This is a genomic window from Nitrosospira sp. Nsp11, from assembly GCF_900142705.1.
GTDB lineage: Bacteria > Pseudomonadota > Gammaproteobacteria > Burkholderiales > Nitrosomonadaceae > Nitrosospira.
Map to the genome: position 1 here is coordinate 117,721 of NZ_FRBV01000004.1, position 17,354 is coordinate 135,074.

13 protein-coding genes and 1 pseudogene are annotated in these 17,354 nt (G+C 52.8%); 6 read left to right on the top strand and 8 right to left on the bottom strand.

Features of this window, described 5'->3' with window-relative positions:
• Window positions 1-31: 31 nt before the first annotated feature.
• Window positions 32-406: a VOC family protein gene (locus tag BUA28_RS07090; protein ID WP_072767419.1), complete on the top strand. Its 375-nt coding sequence runs from the start codon at window positions 32-34 to the stop codon at window positions 404-406.
• A gap of 136 nt (window positions 407-542) precedes the next feature.
• Here the strand turns inward: BUA28_RS07090 and BUA28_RS07095 are convergent, their stop codons facing one another.
• The gene (locus tag BUA28_RS07095) at window positions 543-1,298 is read right to left on the bottom strand and encodes a hypothetical protein (protein WP_143148457.1); all 756 of its coding nucleotides are present in this window, start codon (window positions 1,296-1,298) and stop codon (window positions 543-545) included.
• Window positions 1,299-1,720: 422 nt separating this feature from the next.
• Between BUA28_RS07095 and BUA28_RS07100 the strand changes: the two genes are divergently transcribed.
• The 4 genes and pseudogenes from BUA28_RS07100 to BUA28_RS07115 all read left to right on the top strand — a co-directional run bounded on the left by BUA28_RS07100 (window position 1,721) and on the right by BUA28_RS07115 (window position 7,211).
• A complete protein-coding gene (locus tag BUA28_RS07100) occupies window positions 1,721-2,023 on the top strand; it encodes a hypothetical protein (RefSeq protein ID WP_072767421.1) in 303 nt (100 codons plus the stop codon).
• 39 nt (window positions 2,024-2,062) lie between these two features.
• Window positions 2,063-3,415: pseudogene (gene astB, locus BUA28_RS07105) on the top strand (N-succinylarginine dihydrolase).
• Between the two features lie 444 nt (window positions 3,416-3,859).
• Complete coding sequence (locus tag BUA28_RS07110) at window positions 3,860-4,375, top strand: NlpC/P60 family protein (protein WP_256598257.1); 516 nt, start codon at window positions 3,860-3,862, stop codon at window positions 4,373-4,375.
• Between the two features lie 472 nt (window positions 4,376-4,847).
• The gene (locus BUA28_RS07115) at window positions 4,848-7,211 is read left to right on the top strand and encodes a Tex family protein (protein ID WP_072767422.1); all 2,364 of its coding nucleotides are present in this window, start codon (window positions 4,848-4,850) and stop codon (window positions 7,209-7,211) included.
• A 239-nt stretch (window positions 7,212-7,450) separates the two neighbouring features.
• Here the strand turns inward: BUA28_RS07115 and BUA28_RS07120 are convergent, their stop codons facing one another.
• From BUA28_RS07120 to BUA28_RS07150, 7 genes are all read right to left on the bottom strand, one after another.
• The gene (locus tag BUA28_RS07120) at window positions 7,451-7,915 is read right to left on the bottom strand and encodes a hypothetical protein (RefSeq protein ID WP_072767423.1); all 465 of its coding nucleotides are present in this window, start codon (window positions 7,913-7,915) and stop codon (window positions 7,451-7,453) included.
• Window positions 7,916-8,578: 663 nt separating this feature from the next.
• A complete protein-coding gene (locus BUA28_RS07125) occupies window positions 8,579-11,239 on the bottom strand; it encodes an MMPL family transporter (protein ID WP_072767424.1) in 2,661 nt (886 codons plus the stop codon).
• 326 nt (window positions 11,240-11,565) lie between these two features.
• Window positions 11,566-12,765, bottom strand: coding sequence for a cupin-like domain-containing protein (locus BUA28_RS07130; protein WP_072767425.1), 1,200 nt, complete (start codon window positions 12,763-12,765; stop codon window positions 11,566-11,568).
• Between the two features lie 175 nt (window positions 12,766-12,940).
• Window positions 12,941-13,150, bottom strand: a complete 210-nt coding sequence (locus tag BUA28_RS07135) for a hypothetical protein (RefSeq protein WP_072767426.1) — start codon at window positions 13,148-13,150, stop codon at window positions 12,941-12,943.
• Window positions 13,151-13,990: 840 nt separating this feature from the next.
• Window positions 13,991-14,437 carry a VOC family protein gene (locus tag BUA28_RS07140; RefSeq protein WP_072767427.1) on the bottom strand — a complete coding sequence of 149 codons (447 nt, stop codon included), beginning with the start codon at window positions 14,435-14,437 and terminating at the stop codon, window positions 13,991-13,993.
• Between the two features lie 133 nt (window positions 14,438-14,570).
• Complete coding sequence (locus BUA28_RS07145) at window positions 14,571-15,830, bottom strand: NADH:flavin oxidoreductase/NADH oxidase (protein WP_256598258.1); 1,260 nt, start codon at window positions 15,828-15,830, stop codon at window positions 14,571-14,573.
• 150 nt (window positions 15,831-15,980) lie between these two features.
• Entirely contained in the window at window positions 15,981-16,220 is a 240-nt protein-coding gene (locus tag BUA28_RS07150) for a hypothetical protein (protein WP_072767428.1), read from the bottom strand.
• A 121-nt stretch (window positions 16,221-16,341) separates the two neighbouring features.
• Here BUA28_RS07150 and BUA28_RS07155 point away from each other — a divergent pair, with 121 nt between their 5' ends.
• Complete coding sequence (locus tag BUA28_RS07155; protein WP_072767429.1) at window positions 16,342-17,250, top strand: PEP-CTERM sorting domain-containing protein; 909 nt, start codon at window positions 16,342-16,344, stop codon at window positions 17,248-17,250.
• The last annotated feature ends 104 nt before the right edge of the window (window positions 17,251-17,354 follow it).

Below are 17,354 nucleotides of genomic sequence, written 5' to 3' on the forward strand. Positions count from 1 at the left end.
CGCATTGTCTATTCGAATGGGAGTCTTACACATGACAATCACGCTTAATCATACCATTGTGCCTTCGCATAACAAGACGGAGTCGGCCAGGTTCTATTCGAGAATATTTGGCTTCGACTATTTTGGCGAGTTCTCGCACTTCGTTGTTGTAAAGGTGAACGATACGTTATCCCTGGATTTCGACAACAGGGAGAAATTCGAATCTCATCATTATGCTTTCAAGGTTAGCGAGCAGGAATTCGACGAGATATTCGGACGCCTCAAGGCCGAAAATATCAAGTATGGCAGCGGTCCCTTTGAGCCGGAAAACATGAGCATCAATCATAATGATGGCGGACGCGGCGTTTATTTCCGCGATCCCAGCGGCCACCTCCTGGAGATGCTGACTGTAGATTACTCGATGTGATTGGGAGGGTTGAATAGTTTCCATACGGCGCAATGCGCTTCGCTTATTGTCGCCCTACACTTTATTACCCGTTGCTTGCAAGGTGTAAATCCTTAAGGGCATCCTATAGAAGCGATGAGCCCGGGCAGTATTATTGTTAATAGCAGGCCATCGACGCGCCTGCGCCGCTCATCTCATGCCGTAGTTCATGCACGATATCCTGCAGCGCGTTTCGGAAATCAGGATCTTGTAAGTGGCGAATTTTCAATGTAATGATGAGCTGATTGCCGTTCCTTATCGTGCTCCAGTTTTCCATTTGCAAGCTTTTCTCTATGGCTTCAGCTCGTCTGTCATCAGAAAGATAGAAGAAATCACAGCAGCATTTTCTCCCCGAGCCCGAAGCTGGCGGAGTTCGGCAGGAAGCGCATGCGGCGAACAGCGCAGCCGAGGGTACGGCAAGCGGTTCGAATCCAAGTTCTGTCGTGTTTGCGGCCGAGTGCGCATTTGCCGGTTTGACGCCAGCAATTAACGCTGCATAGTTTTTGTTCGTGTTGTCATTTCCGTTTTTCTCAGGGACCTGACCGAGCGTCGCGGCGCAAACCCTGACTTGCAAAAGAAGCGTTTGCAACCCGAAGCCCCTCCACTCTTTTTTCACGTAGCACATTCCCAGCTCTTTCTCGGTCGGGTTTTCAAGATCGAATACGCCTGCGCCAGCCATGAAATTGCCGACAGCGTTCTCTATAACGAAAAATAGCCCGTTCTCAACGGCTGCCTTGAATTCATCATAGGGTCGCGACAGGAGATTTGCCGATTCTTCCATCGGCAAATTTTTAATCGCTTCGCGATACTCCGCCAATATGTGACCAACATCACCAAGGCCCGCCGCGCGGACAACTGCATGAGTTATCGTCACTGTATTGCCTCCCTGTCGCGCTGCTCGCGCCACTGTGCCTCACATGATTACTGTTGCTGTTTCGCCGGTTTGATCCTCCGCTTGCGGATTCAGGTGCTTAGGACACCTGAATAACTTCTTCGTTCCTCCATATTGGGGCGGCGAGGCGGGAATCAATTCCACGAAATTTTTTCCAATGGCAGAAAGCCTAACGGGTGTGCTACGGCCTGCAAAGCCGTAGGCAAATTCGCTGCTAGATTAATAAAAAGACGCCTAATTGGAAGCTGGCGTTCCCAAGGGGATTCGAACCCCTGTACTCATTTTTTCACAATTGCATTTAACGATATACTAAATTGACATTTAAATAAAATTGGAATATAAATAATTGCGTTATTCAACTATATCCTGAGGTGGGACAGGTTCGAATGGAGATGAAATAAGGCATGGTTACCATTGAGCAGTACCGCCGTATTTGCGCGAAGTGGACGGGCGATCCCGCGGAATTTTCATGGCTGGTCGAGCATGGCGATATCGTGGGATTCTCGCAACGCGCTATCGCGGATGAATTCGAATTTGCGCCGTCCACGGTTTCACGCTGGGCGGCGGGCGAAGCACTTCCGCATAAGCGCATCCAGAAACTGGTGATTGGGGGATTGGAGAAAAAGGCCCGGCGGCTCGAAAACGCAGCCGCGAACGCCACTACGCTTCCAGGGAAAATACATAGTCATGAGCCATCGCAGAGATAAATCTTCCGCCGCGCATAATTTAGCTGCCGGTCTGCGTGCATGAGCGCACACGAAGTCAATTTTGATGGCCTGGTGGGCTTAACGCATAATTACAGCGGACTGGCTACGGGTAACATTGCCGCGGCAGAGAACGCGCTGACTGAATCCAACCCCAGGCAGGCGGCTCTTCAAGGACTGGAGAAAATGAAGCGCCTCGCCGATCTGGGAATTCGGCAGGGCGTATTGCCTCCGCAAGATCGCCCGGCGGTTGGCGCGCTCAGGAAATTGGGTTTTTCCGGTAATGATGCTTCGGTTGTCCGCCAGGCCGCAGCGGTGGCGCCGGGGTTGCTTCGGGCATGCTGCTCGGCATCGAGCATGTGGGTGGCGAACGCAGCCACGGTTTCCCCGAGCGCGGATACGGAAGATGCCAAAATCCACATCACCCCGGCTAATTTGCCCTCTCAATTCCACCGGAGCATCGAGGCGGCAGCCACATCGGTAATCCTGAAACGGATCTTTGGCGATGAGCAGTTTTTCAAGCATCATGATCCGCTCCCGCCTAACCTGTATTGCGCAGATGAAGGCGCCGCCAACCATATGCGGTTGTGTTCGGATCACGGTGAGCCCGGGCTGGAGGTTTTCGTATTCGGCCGATCCGCGGGCGGCGATGCGGCGCAACCGCTGAAGTTTCCCGCGCGCCAATCATTGGACGCGTGTAAGGCGATATCCAGGCTTCACAGGATCAAGCCCGGAAGGCAACTGTTCGTCCAGCAGAACCCCGCAGCCATCGATGCCGGCGCGTTTCACAATGACGTGGTCGCGGTGACAAACTGCAATGTCCTGCTCTATCACGAAGCGGCATTTCTTGATCCGCGGAAAACAGAAGAAGCCATCGTTCAAGCGTCCAATTTCCCCGGTGGTCCGGTTCACTTCATAAAAGCCGGCGAATCGGACATCCCGCTTGCCGAGGCAGTAAGCACTTACCTGTTTAACAGTCAGTTGATCAGTCTTCCCAACCGGGGAATGATGATCCTGGCCCCTTCTGAATGCCAGAATTCCGAGTCTGCACGGACTTTTCTCGAACGTATTGCCAGCGACGCATCTAATCCCATCTCGCGTGTCGAATATGTGAATTTGCGTCAGAGCATGAGAAACGGCGGCGGACCGGCTTGCCTGCGGCTACGTGTTGTCCTCACCGAACCGCAATTCGATTCTGTCGCCAGGGCTAGCCGCATTATCCTCGACTAGAGTCTTTATGACGAGCTGAAGGCGTGGATCGAGAAGCATTATCGCGACCGCATTTCCCCGAATGATCTGGGAGATCCCGCGCTATTGCACGAGAGCCGTACCGCGCTCGATGAACTTACACGCATTTTGTTGTTGGGGCCCATATACGATTTCCAGAAGGTGTAACGTTTGGACAATCAGGCAGGTCATTCGCGACAGGTCGGTCCAGTTTCGGTTTTATTGTCGGGTTACCCTCCACTTGGGCTAATTCGATCCGGCTGGAGTTTCACAAAATAGCAGGATGGGTGAAGGCTGCAAGCCGTAACCCATGGTTTTTGCTTTGATGGGTTGCGCTTTGCTCCACCCATCCTACGAAATTGAATATTTTTTCGGTGCTGGCTCACGTATACCTGAGTCTACTTGGCCTTTGGCAACCTTCGGAACATCTGTTATTGCTGAGCTAGCGCTGCTGGATTAGAATTCGTTTCATAATGATTCTGCTAATTTATTGCGATGGAAGGTTGCAGGCATTAAACTTCTGGCGAAAACGCGCCCGAATATGTCGTATTGAATACCGTTATCCCTCCGTTTGCTGGAGAAGGACGGCTTATTCCAGAGGAGAGGTCGCTTGTGAAAAATAAACTCTGGTTTATCGGTTTGCTTGTAATCATGACGCTCATGGGTTGCTCCCATGTGCCTGAAAGAGGCATGACAAGAGCGGCCTACCCGCGGATGGATACGAGCGCAGCCGAGGACATCGACCTGAGCGACTCGGAATCGCTGAAGGCAATTCTCTACGCCCAGTATGAGGAATGGAAGGGCACGCCGCACCAGATCGGGGGGTTGAGCAGGGACAGCATAGACTGCTCCGGGTTCGTCCATTTAACGTTCAAATCGAAGCTGGGCATTGTACTGCCAAGATCAACCGATTCGCTGATAGAGCTGGGAGTCCACATCGATAAAGACGAGTTGCGTACGGGCGATCTGGTCTTTTTCAAGACGGGTATATCGCTCAGGCATGTGGGGGTCTATCTCGAGCGCGGCAGGTTCATGCATGCATCGACCAAGCAGGGCGTCGCCATTTCAAATTTGAACAGCGCCTATTGGAAATCTGCCTATTGGAAAGCGAAGCGGCTGGAAATGTGACATAAGATTACTGTACAAGAGTCCGCAACACCATTACGTCGATTATCGAAAAAATCTCTCCAGGTTTGTAGGTCAGACGCCTGACATTACTCTTGACTATCCGAATGTCGAGGTTTGTAGGTCAGGCTATGCCTGACGTTTTCTTGACTTTCGACAACCAGACCAGCCCCGGCTGCTTTACCTGCCAGTCTAGCCAGTCTAGTAGGATGGGTGGAGCAAAGCGCAACCCATCAGCATGCACACATTAACAAAACGAATGATGGGTTACCCTTTGCTCCACCCATCCTACAGAAGTGATGTTACCCGAGCGGAATCGCGTCAATATAGCTTGAGCCATTCTCGGTTTTGTTGTCGAGCATAACCCAACCACGTTGTTTTCCCCTTGGCTCCGACAGAACGTGCCCATAATACCGGCGTGGGAATCGACAGCCAGGTAGTCCCATCCGGCAGAGGCGTGGTATGCTTCGCCGCTATGCTGCCATCCATCGAACAACGCCTGTCTCTTGAACTTGTCGCCAAGCCACCTCAGATTGCCGCTGCTATCGCCCTTCTGGACGAAGGCGCGACGGTTCCATTTATTTCACGATATCGCAAGGAAGCCACTGGCGGGCTGACCGATACCCAGTTGCGGCTGCTGGAAGAGCGGCTGGGTTACCTCCGCGAGCTGGAAGACAGGCGCGCTACTATCGTTGCAGCCATTGAAGAGCAGGGCAAGATGACCCCGACCCTGCTGGCGTCAATCCTGCAGGCGGAAGACAAGACGCGGCTGGAAGATCTTTATCTGCCTTTCCGGAAGAAGCGCCGCACCAAGGCGCAGATCGCGCTGGAGGCGGGGCTTGAACCGCTGGCGGATGCATTGTTGACCAACCCGATGCTGCAACCCGAGGAAGAGGCCGGAAAATACCTGAAGCCCGCTTTCGCCACAGAGCAAGGCGATAATCCCGGTGTGGAAGATACCAAGGCAGCACTCGAGGGCGCACGGCAAATCCTCATGGAGCGGTTTGCCGAAGACGCAGTGCTGCTCCAGTGGCTGCGGGAATATCTGCTGGCGCATGGCATGGTCGAGTCACGAATCGTCAAGGGAAAGGAAGAGGCGGGCGCCAAATACGCCGATTATTTCGACTATTCCGAAGCGATCAACACGATTCCCTCGCATCGCGCCCTGGCTATGTTCCGTGGCCGCCGCGAAGAAATCCTGCATGTTGCCTTGCGGCTGGATTTTGAAGCAGAAAGGCCGAAATGGGATGCGCCGCATAACCCCTGCGAAGCCCGCATTGCCATGCATTTTGGTATCAAGAACCAGAATCGAGCGGCTGACGCATGGCTGAGCGATACGGTACGCTGGACCTGGCGGGTGAAAAGTTTTCTCCATCTTGAAACCGAACTGATGGGCGCGCTGCGCAAGCGCGCCGAAGCCGAGGCGATAGACGTCTTTGCGCGTAATCTGAAAGCGCTGCTACTGGCTGCGCCTGCCGGGCCACGTGTCACGATGGGCCTCGACCCCGGCGTGCGTACAGGGGTAAAGGTCGCGGTAGTGGATGCGACCGGCAAGGTCATGGATACCGCCGTTATTTATCCGCACCAGCCCAGAAACGATTGGGAGGGATCGCTTCAAGTGCTGGAAAAGCTGGCTGAAAAATACCAGGTATCGTTGATTTCCATTGGCAACGGCACGGCATCGCGTGAAACCGACAAGCTGGCAAGAGACCTGATCAAGCTGCGCCCGGAACTCAAATTGACCTCCATCGTCGTGTCGGAAGCGGGTGCATCCGTCTATTCCGCTTCGGAATTCGCCTCGCGCGAATTGCCCGGCATGGACGTATCGTTGCGCGGTGCGGTATCCATTGCCCGCCGTTTGCAGGACCCCTTGGCCGAATTGGTAAAGGTCGATCCCAAATCCATCGGTGTCGGCCAATACCAGCACGATGTTGCACAAACCCAACTGGCGCGCTCCCTCGACGCGGTGGTCGAAGACTGCGTCAACGCGGTTGGCGTGGATGTCAACACGGCCTCATCGCTTCTTCTGGAAAGGGTCTCCGGACTTAACAGCACCGTGGCGCAAAGCATTGTCGCGTATCGGGACATGCAAGGCGTGTTCACCTCGCGCGGGGCTTTGCGCAAGGTGCCGCGCCTGGGTGACAAAACCTTTGAACAGGCGGCAGGTTTTCTCCGCATCATGAACGGCGATAATCCGCTCGATGCCTCCGCCGTGCATCCCGAGGCATATCCGCTCGTGGAAAAGATCATCGCCGACCTCAAGCAGGATATCAAGTCGCTCATCGGTAATGGCGAACTGCTGAAGTCATTGAATCCGGCCAGGTATACGGATGAGAAATACGGCATACCCACGATCAGCGATATTCTGGGTGAGCTTGAAAAGCCGGGCCGCGACCCCCGCCCGGAGTTTACTACCGCGACATTCAAGGAGGGCGTGAACGAAATGAAGGACCTGCGCCCGGACATGATCCTGGAGGGCGTGGTGACCAATGTCGCCGCGTTCGGGGCGTTCGTCGACGTTGGCGTGCATCAGGACGGGTTGGTGCATATTTCCGCACTTGCCGACAAATTCGTGAAAGACCCTCATACCGTGGTCAAGGTAGGGCAGGTCGTCAAGGTCAAGGTGGTGGAGATAGATGAAAAGCGCAAGCGGATTGCGCTTACCATGCGCTTGAAGGAGGTTCCGTTGCAACGCGGGCAAGGCGCTGATAAACCTGAACAGCGTGAGGGGAAGGAGTATTTATCCCGGCCTCAACAACAGAAGCAAAAACAGCTACAAAAACGGGAGCCCGTGGTTAATACCGCAATGGCTGCTGCGTTTGCGAAGCTGAAAGGCTAACTGTGCTTACGTATTAAGACTCACCACCAAGGGTCTCCTGGTTCGGAGGGAAATTTCATCCTGCCCCTTCATTAAATACGTTGCATCGACTGTGCCAAATGCTCCACCATGAAAACCTGCGTTTTTTGTGGAGCCGCATCTCATTTACATCGCCGAAGGCACAAGTACGTGTGATGTATCTAGTATGGGGAGCTATGCTTAAACCCCAACAAACTTAACTTTCCTTTTAAAACAAAGAATTATTGGCTGCCTGAGGTGCGGTAAGACTCCGGGATGGAAACTGATTTGGCCCGGGCTTCAACACTGCTCGGCCTCTGCGGTTGGGAGGCATTCAAAGTTGCAAGTTGTATGGCCCTTTGCCGATGTAATTCAGCTTGTCTTGCATGTTTTTTTGCGTCGTTATTATATTTGCGGGCCATCGCATGGGCATATCCCTGTAGATCCTGGGCTTTTCCACCGTAGAGGTAGCTTTTATCCTCATAATGTTCCAGCAGCCGTTTTTGTTCCTGAGCCTTGGCTTGCATTTCTCTGGCTGCATCTTCGTGAAACTTTGCCTTGGTTTCATAATCATCCAGGGTAACAGCACTCTGGATTTCCGCATCAGCATCTGCCGCAGATACTGCGGATGAAAACAGTACTGCCACGAGTAGCGCTGCCGCCATGCCCGGGACATATAAAAGGGCAATAACTTTTCCTGTTTTCATTCCTCTCCTCTATTTTTCCGTTCAAACCCGATATCGAAAGAATCACACTTGTGAAGAAAGAATCACATCTGTGAAGAAACTGTGAAGTTTTTGTGATTTTAATGTGAGGATGCCTTTTGAGCAACTGCGTTCTCAAAAATTTCTTTTAAAAAATGGCCGGCGAAGCATGAGGTTTTTGAGGGGTTGTTCCGTTGAGAGATGGCAATATGCAGCAGGCCGAGGAGGAACATACGGAACAGGAGCAGGACGGTGACCGGCGTCATCAGTCATAACCCAGACGATCATGCGGCGGGTGCAAGAGGTTAAAAGGGGAAAGAAGCGAGCAGGGCCTGAGCTAATTCCGACAAATTCAGGCACACAATAAGCTTTTGATATAAGGAGTGATTGTTGTAAGTGATTGCCAGATTTGGCTGGCAATAATCGAAAGGCCGGTTGTTGCAGAAGCAAGCGTGCCAGAAAGATCACCGAATACCGTTCACGCTTGCTGGACGAATTCACCCGCGCCTGTTTAGGGACGGGTTGGTTTTTCCTGGCAACACCGATAGAGCAGGAAGGCGTCCCAATGCAGCAAGGCTGCCGTCTTTGCAATCCATGACAGGGCGGGTTCCGCGTTGCCCAGGCAATCAAAGGGTGGTTCTATATTTTTTATCCCGCCAACCGAGGTCAGTTGCCTTCCTTGTGTGTTAACACGAGTTTACTCAGGGCAGGGAGGATAATAAATGTACAGACCATGATCCAGAATATGCCTATGGTAATGATCAAACCCATGCTGGAGATGCCGGCATGCGGCGAGAAAGCCAATCCGCCAAAGCTGGAGGAAGTGGTCAGGGCCCCATAAAATATGGCCCTGGCGGTGCTGGACTGATAGATATTTTGCTCTTCGAAATCAGAAAGCGAATGGCGCAGCCTTGCGAGCATGTGGATGCCGTTATCGACCCCCAGTCCCAATAACAGCGGCAGGGCGATGATGTTGGCAAAGTTAATGGGAGTGTGGGTGAGAACAGCGCTTGCCATGGTAAAGAGCCCGGCCAGTATGAGCGTTGCCATGATCAGGATGGTATCGATAACACTGCGCCGGATGGCGAGCAAAACAAGCGTGATGGCGACCAGGGCAATCACGATAGCCTCTTGAAAAGCATCGACCACCACCTTCATGGATTCCCAGTATATGATCGGCAGGCCGGTTGTCTCCGGTGCGACCGATTGCACCTCGGTAATAAATTCCTTCAGATTGGTCAGATCATTCAGGTCTTTTTTAGGAAAAATCTGGACACGGTACAGACCATCCTTGCTCAGCCATCGGTTCCGGATATCGGAAGGCAGATCGTCCAGGCTGATTTTTCTGGCTTCCAGACTGGCTGATAGCTCTTTCATGACCTGCGGTAATGTGCTGAGCAACGCGGTCTGGATTTTTTCAATGAAAATTGCCCGGCTAGGCTGTTGCCCTTCGTCAAGCTGGACCAAAATTTCCTGCAATTCCTTTTTAAGGCGCGTTAATGACGCGCGATCCTGGACGTTGGTTTTTTGCGGTAGCAGTTTATCGATGGTTTCTACCAAGTGAGTGAGGCCGGGAGCCGGATCGACATCGGTTTTTAGTTGGGGGAAATGCTGCACTTGCGGCCCCAGCATCAGCCCGAGGTCTTCAATCAAGAACAGTTTTTCATCCTGGTCTGTGGGTTGAAGGTCAAAAAGGCTGATGGTTTTACCAACTGAAGCTAATGTCGACAGCTTTTGCTGCAGGGTTTTGGCGCTATTTCCATCCTTGGCCAGGACATCCAGCGTCAGTGGCGTGGTTTCTTCGTCTTCCATTAATTTTTTGAACGCGATAACTGATTCGGTACCGGGGTCGCGAAGGTCGATCGGATTAAAATCGGTTTTCACATTAAGCGCCAGCACGATTGAAATCAGCGCCACAACGAGGGTGGCGACCGAGATTGGCTTGGCGTAACGGATCGGTAAAGCTGCCAGTTTCTTTGACAGATCCGAGACCAGATGCCGATTTTCCTTCGGCCTGAACTTTCCCGGTGCCGGCAGGATTTTTAACAGCGCCGGCAAGGTAACCAAAGTGATCAGCAGGCAAATAAATAGACTGGTCCCTGCCAGCAAGCCAAGCTCGGCGACGCCTTTGTAATCGGTGGGCATAAAGGCATAAAGCCCGATGGATGTCGTGCCGGCGGCCAGCAGCAGCGAAGGTCCAACGGTCATGAAGGTATCGCGTAGCGCTTGCTCTTTATCGACGTCATCGTTCAAATTATCTCGATAGCGTAAGCAAAAATGAATCGCATATTCCACGCCCAGGCCGATATTGGATACTGCAAAAGCGATTGAAATCAGGTTTAGTTCTGTAACGGCAATGGCTGCGAATGCGCCGCAGAAAACCATGCCCAAGGTCAGGGTCAGCAAGGTGGCTACCGTAAGCAAAATGGACCGGTAGGCAACCAGTAAAATAAATAACACCAGGACAACGGAGAAAACACTGGCGGTAAAGGTGCCGGTACTGATGCCTGCAAGCTCATCATCCTCCAGCCCGACTTCGCCCGTCACCCAGACCTTGACAACCGGCAGACCGGGATCCTGGATATCGGCAGCGGCTTTGCGGATAGCCTCGATCGCGCTTTCGGCAGGACGGATATGCGAGTGATCGAGCTTGGGTGAGACAATAATGAACGCCTTGTTGGAATGCCTTCTCTTCTCGGCAATCAATGATTCCCAGGAGAGCAAAGCTTTTTCCCCATTGATCGTTTTATGCAAAACAGATGCTATTTTGTCGGCCAGCGAGGCTAAGTCGACAGGTACAACCTGGGCCTTGTCTGCTGCCTCCTTATCTGTAGCCTTGAGGGCATCCTCAAAAATAGAAAAAAAGCCGGCGAGATCGGGTTCCTGGGCAATTCTGCCGATAAACGGCTGGGCGATCGACAGGTTGTTGGATAGCGCCTGCAACTCGTCCGTATCCAGATAAAGCAGGCCGTTCTGGCGGAAAAATACGTTGTCATCGGGAATATAGGCGGAATGGAAGTGATCCCTGTTATTGCTGAGCAGGCCCAGCAGTCTTCTACTCGCGGACTTGGTCAGTTCAGGCGTGTCCGACTCGACCACCAGCAACAAAGTGCTCAAATCCTGGGAAAAAGCTTGCTCGGACAGGCGGCGATATTGCTGAAAAGGCGCATCGGGCGCGATCAGCTTGCTGGTATCGGTATCGATGCGCAAATGATCGGCTGCGTAGTGTCCGGCCAAAATACCGAACATGATTATCATTGACAGTACGGTAAAAGGGTGGCGCAGTGTCCAGTTTCCCCAAAACGCGTAACTGCGGATTGTTGGCATAATCGGTCGGATCGGGCTCGATTAATTTGTTGGAGGATTAATTTATTTGAGACTCGATTAATTTGAGAGCAGCTTTGCGGAAGACGCGACTACCGTATTCGATACGGTTGGGAATCTTGAATGGAGCCCAAGCGCAAACGAATAAACAACGCTCGCTTCCATCTGTAATATATCGAAATCCTGTAAGACCGTTACGTGAACGACAGGTATCGATGCGGCGGCATGTCCGAACACCTTCAGTTTGTGGGAAATATTCCCTTGTCAGAACGACTTCTGAAAACAATTCAACCGAGGTCGTCCTATTCTTATATCGGAGGCGGATTTTCTCAGTATAACGTGGTTTCCTGCTCGTTATGGGCGGTGTCGGCGGCGAGATCGGCAATATTGCCGCGTATGCTGCAGCTGATGACTTCGATGCAGCTTTTCCAGAAACCACCCGAAAGGAGTTGCAGGCCGCGGAAATACCGGTTCGAGACCTCCGTTGGTGCGGTATATCGACAGGTAATGCCCAGGCCCTCTTCATCGAGGTTGATTGTCTTGTGCCACATCCATGCGGGGAAAAACAAAACATCACCTGGGTGCAGGTCGAATTCATAGCGCGGCGCATATTCTGTCAGTGCATAAGCATCACGATCACTCGGTTCGCCATTCTCATCGGCGTTGAACTCTGCAAACCGCCGCATGCCGTTTCCACGCGCCGCCGGGTACAACAGCCAGGAGTATTCAGACTCGATCAGCGTCCAATGTTTGGACCCGGATACGGCCAGATACCAATTGGGACCTTCCTCGCAGTGGTAGTTCGCATTCAAACCCGCTCCCAAGCCCAGAATCAGAAAACTCAGAACGGGTTTCGACGGCCGCCCCATGACAGGAAAATATCCGTGTGACCGCGGGATGCCAAAATATTCGTAAAAAGTCGGGTTTTGGTCGAGCAGCAATTGTTGCGGGATGAAATTGCGGCGGCGATCCTCGGCGATCCGGCGCAGGGAGGTATTGACCATCTTCTTGGTACCCTTGTCCAAAGCCTGCACCACCGTGTTCGGAAATCGTTCCGCGAGCCTTGTAAGTGTCCAGTCTTCGGAGGCATTTTCCACAAATCCGCGCAGCACGCAGGGAATGGATCGTTTGACGTGCTCGCGGTAAAATCGTTGCGGATCAATCTCACCAGGCCCATACTCGGAAATTGCCAGAACTTGCTTGCGCGGTACGCCGTAGTTTTGCAATCGCCGTAGTATCCGCTGCTCCCTGCGCCGACGAACGTCTCGCAACAAGTCGGGATTATGGGATAGGTGCTGACACAACATGATGCTTTTCAGCGCCAGCACATTGCCGTATCCCAGGGGCAGTTTCGCTACCCCGCGTTTGCCTATTCGCTCAATAAGAAATGTGTGCAGGAAAAGTTGCTGCTCCACCACCAATTGCCACATAACATATAGAATCGTGGCCACTCCAGCTAGCGGTGTGGCAAGCAGATTTCTCGCATACGCCAAGGTCGTTCTTTTTTTTGTCTTGCCTGTACTCGCCATCGGATGCCTCCTTTGGTTCGCTTCTCTACGTTTAATTTCACCTTGAGAATTAGTTCATGCAAAACTGCGTTATTTGTTCAGCCAAGTCTGATTCCGGTTTGATATGGCGATGAAATGATGGAAAGATACAAATTAAGATTTCCGCCGGCGAATTAATTCAGTTGTCTCGATCGAGCTAGGGGTGGCGGAAATCGATTCTAATTAATTTCAGCACTGGAGCCATGCGCCCTACGATGAAGCACGTCCATCTTATGCTGCCTGGTACGCCCTTCACATTAGACAACGCTGCGGCAATCGTCAAGCCCGCTTTTTCATCGATGAAGATTATGTCACCTGCGTTGATCGGTTGGCGGAAAGTGCCGGCAGGGTGGGATTTGCGACTCATTCCTGTTTACTGTGAGAGTCCATGACAGCGGCTGACTTCAAAAACGGGGAAAGTAGTTCGGCCAGTTAAATTAAACCGAGCAAATTGCTGCATGCGGAGCGTCCCGTTTACCCGCCCATCTGTTTTTGCGAGCTCGATGAATTGCAGGTGTGGGTTGTCTTGGCTGGCGCGGTATCGCACCTTTCGAATATAGCTATGGAAAATATTTGCCCTCAGCAAATGACAAGGGAGGGGTTAGTCTCTCACATTGCTTATTAGCGCATCGTGATTGAGGAAATGGAGAGCAGGACCGGCAATGAGAGATCGATGAAATAGAAAACCGACGGAAGGCACTTGTCGCGTTTTGATTCAGGCAGTGATAACGTCCCGCCTTGGCATACAAGAACACCAACCTTCTGTTGTCGAACAGAAGCACTCGAGCCACGCGGTCTGGAAGTGAAAATCGGCAACCGAAATTTCTGGTCTACGCGCAGACATCTCCACCCGCATTGGAGCAGTCCGATTTTGCGCGGCTTCAACGATATTGAATGGCTTACTTACCCCATCAGCTCTGATCGGGTTGCGATGGCCAGAGCTGTAGACACTCGCTTCAGCGGTAAATCCCGGCATATTACAAATGCTCATTACACACCTCCCCTGATCCTTGCCTCGAAGTTAAATGCAAAGTTTGCTTCGGCTTAAAAAGTGCAGAGACTAGATAGAGACTAGATTTTAATTATCGATGTCTCTGTACGTTTTCGCACATAGCCCCTGCGGCGAACCCTGTTCACTTGTCTGTCGGCGAAGGGAATCCCGATGCTCGCTAACCTCTGCATGGCTCTTGCGGTTCGATTCCTTCTCTTACGGTTCGATTCCTTTTTTGCGCAGCTCCGCTTTCGCTTCTTCGCTTTTATCCAGGTTCAGCCCCATGAACTTCAGCACCGCCGGCGTCTTCGTGAATTGCAGGTCACGGTATTCGACCACCTGGATGCGATTGCCCCACGGGTCGAGAAAGTCCAGGAAGCCGCCTTCCAGAATTTTTGCGCCTGCCGCTTTTGCCAGTTCACGCACTCGGGACCGATCATCGACCACGAGACCGAAATGCCTGTCGTCGTCCGCACCCTGGGTTCGACCTTCGGTTAATGCGATGAATTGATCACCCATGTCGATGAAAGCTGATTTCTGGCCGCGGCCGCGCAATTCGAAAGTGAAGATGCGGCCATAGAAGGCGAGCGCTTCATCGATATTTCCGACTTCGAGCGCGATATGGTTGATGCCGACCAAGCGCGGTTTTGTATTTTCGTCCATGCTGTTTCCTCCGGATGATTAACTGGTTTTATTGCCGGAATCCTTTTGGGCTGCCGTGTGGGTCGGGATGACTGGGCCATCCTTCCAACCGAGCCCAACTTTATCAAATGGTTCTTGATTTGCAACACTCTGCTTATTTCGCGCGCCGCTTGACAGCATAGCCGTAGGGGGTCGGCCAGGCAGGCTCCACCCCCATTGCATGTTGCGCCTTGAGAGCCCAGTACGGTTCCCGCAGCAATTCCCGCCCGATAAAGACGAGATCCGCCTGGCCGCTGGTAATGATTTCATCTGCGTATTGCGAGTCGGTAATCAGGCCCACGCCACCCGTTCGGATTTCCGCCCCGGCGCGGATGCGGCCGGCAAATGGAACCTGGTAGCCTCTGGCGACAGGAATCGTCGCATCGGGCGTCGTTCCACCGGAGGAGACGTCAATTAGATCCGCCCCCAGCGCCTTGAGTTCTCTGCAGAGAACGACGGATTGATCGATATCCCAGCCTCCATCCGCCCAGTCGGTTGCCGAGATGCGTACGAAAAAAGGCAGCTCCTGAGGGATAACTTCGCGCAGTCGTCCCGCGACCCGCAGCAGTAGCCGCATGCGGTTTTCCAGACTGCCGCCATATTCATCCGTGCGGTGGTTGCTGATCGGCGACAGAAATTCATGCATCAGGTAACCGTGAGCGGCGTGCAACTCGATCACTTTGAAGCCTGCCTGGAGCGCACGTCGCGCGGCTGATTCCCATGCATCGATGCAATGCTCGATATCCGCTTCAGACATGGATGCTGGAACCGGGTCTCCTGCATCGAAGGGCAGGGGGCTGGGACCGATAACCGGCCAACCACCTTCAGCGGCTGTTTTCAGGCTGTTTCCACCAGTCCACGGGGCATTGCAACTCGCCTTGCGCCCGGCATGAGCGAGCTGTATACCGGAAACCGCGCCTTGTGCCTCAACGAATCTCGCGATCCGGGCCAATGGTTCAATATGATCATCTTTCCAGATTCCCATATCACCCGGCGAAATGCGTCCCTCGGCGGTAACTGCCGTGGCCTCCACCATTACAAGCCCTACACCGCCTATCGCCCGACTGCCAAGGTGAACCAGATGGAAATCATTGGCAAAACCATCCTGCGCCGAATACATGCACATGGGTGACATTGCGATCCGGTTGCGGAAAGTGACGCTGCGAATGGTCAACGGCGATAGCAGGTCAACCTCCGGGACTTCGCGGTCGTGTTCGCTCTGGCATTGGGTCTGGATGGCGCTTGGGCCAGCGCTTCTGTGAGCGGGCGAAGTGGCGCTTTGGCGCAAAGTCGTGGTAGCCATCAGATTTTCGGTTTCGCTTACGGACGGGGGACCTTCGGATTTGTCGCGTTTGCTCTGATCATAATAGGGCATGATTTTTCCTTTATTGAAAAAGTACCTGTTGACCCTGTGCAACTTCGTGGATTCGGCCGGTTGCTTGATCCGTACATTAAATCTACACCGTGACGCTATTCAGGGGCGCATTAACGTAATGTAGCTTAAGGGATCGCTGTTGCAATGCTATTAATGCAGGAGAATCAGCGCTGGATTGGACTGGGTGACGCCACGAAACCAGATGCTTTTAGATATGCCGCCGATGGTTACAGTTTCCATGGTTGCAATGCTGCCGGGAATGATGTGATTCTTCGCATCCGTGAATGGAACGGTATGAACGCAGCCGGTGCACAAAAGGAACAACGCAACGGTGGCAACGTGCCCGAATGATAAAGGGCGAATAATCCAGAAAGATTTCTTCCAAACCATGTGTCAATGTCTCTTGCTTTCAGAGTATAGAGTGCTATACCTGTAAAAAGCTCTGGAAAAGTTCGGCGCTTTTTTCGTGGAAATATTCATAAACAGCTTCTTAGGGAAAAGGAGATTTATCATGCGCTCAATCAAGATGATTGCCGGAGCAATGGCTGCTACTGCCAGTCTTTACATTCCGTCCGCATTGTCCGCGCCGCCTGTGGTCTACAGCGGATCTGGCGCTGACGCCACCACTGCCCTCGACGCTTTCCGCGCCGCGATTGGCGGGGCCAAGAATACCGCTGGGCCTGAAGCGAGTGGACGCCGTGAAATCAGCTGGGATGGTGTCAAACTTGATGGCACCGACGCAAATCCGAATACGCAGGTGGTGGACTCCGGCCATACGGTCGTCATCCCCGTCGACCGTTTTCGGGCGCAGGGGGCATTATTCGAAGACCCCTATGCAGTGAGCGGTGACGGTTTTGCCAGCGTTAACCCGGGCACCGCCGGACAATTCCCCGCTTTTAGCCCCAACAATACCTTCGTCATGCAGGATCAGACACCGTACCAGTTCGACGATCGCTTCATCGGTCAAAGCTTTACCATTCCCGGCACGGCAACGGCGGCAGGCACACGTGGTTTCGGTGCAATTTTTATCGATGTGGAAAAAGCCGGAAGCAGCAGCATTGAATACTTCGGTCATGATGCCGGCGGACACGAGGTCAGCCTCGGTACATTCGCAGTGCCCACCGGCGCAAGCGGCGAACCCCAATTTCTCGGCGTGCTGTTCGATAACCCTGTTGTGACTGATGTCAATTTGACCGTCGGAACCAATACCCTGTTCAACTTCGACGGTACCAGCTTCCAGTCGTTTGGTCCGGAAAACCTCAGTGGTAATACTGATCTTGCCGTCACCGACGATTTCGTCTTTGCCGAACCGACCATGGCGGCTGCTGTGCCGGAGCCATCATCATACGCCTTGATGCTAGCTGGCCTGTGCCTGCTTGGTTTCGCTGCGCATCGCAAAACAAGGCTTAACCTGGTTTAGCTGTGTCGGACAACCCCGTCATGATGACGGGGTTTGTTTTCTATGGAAATGAAGTAACACCCATTCTTGCGACGTTTGCCAATAAGGTAGTTTGCTCCCACGTG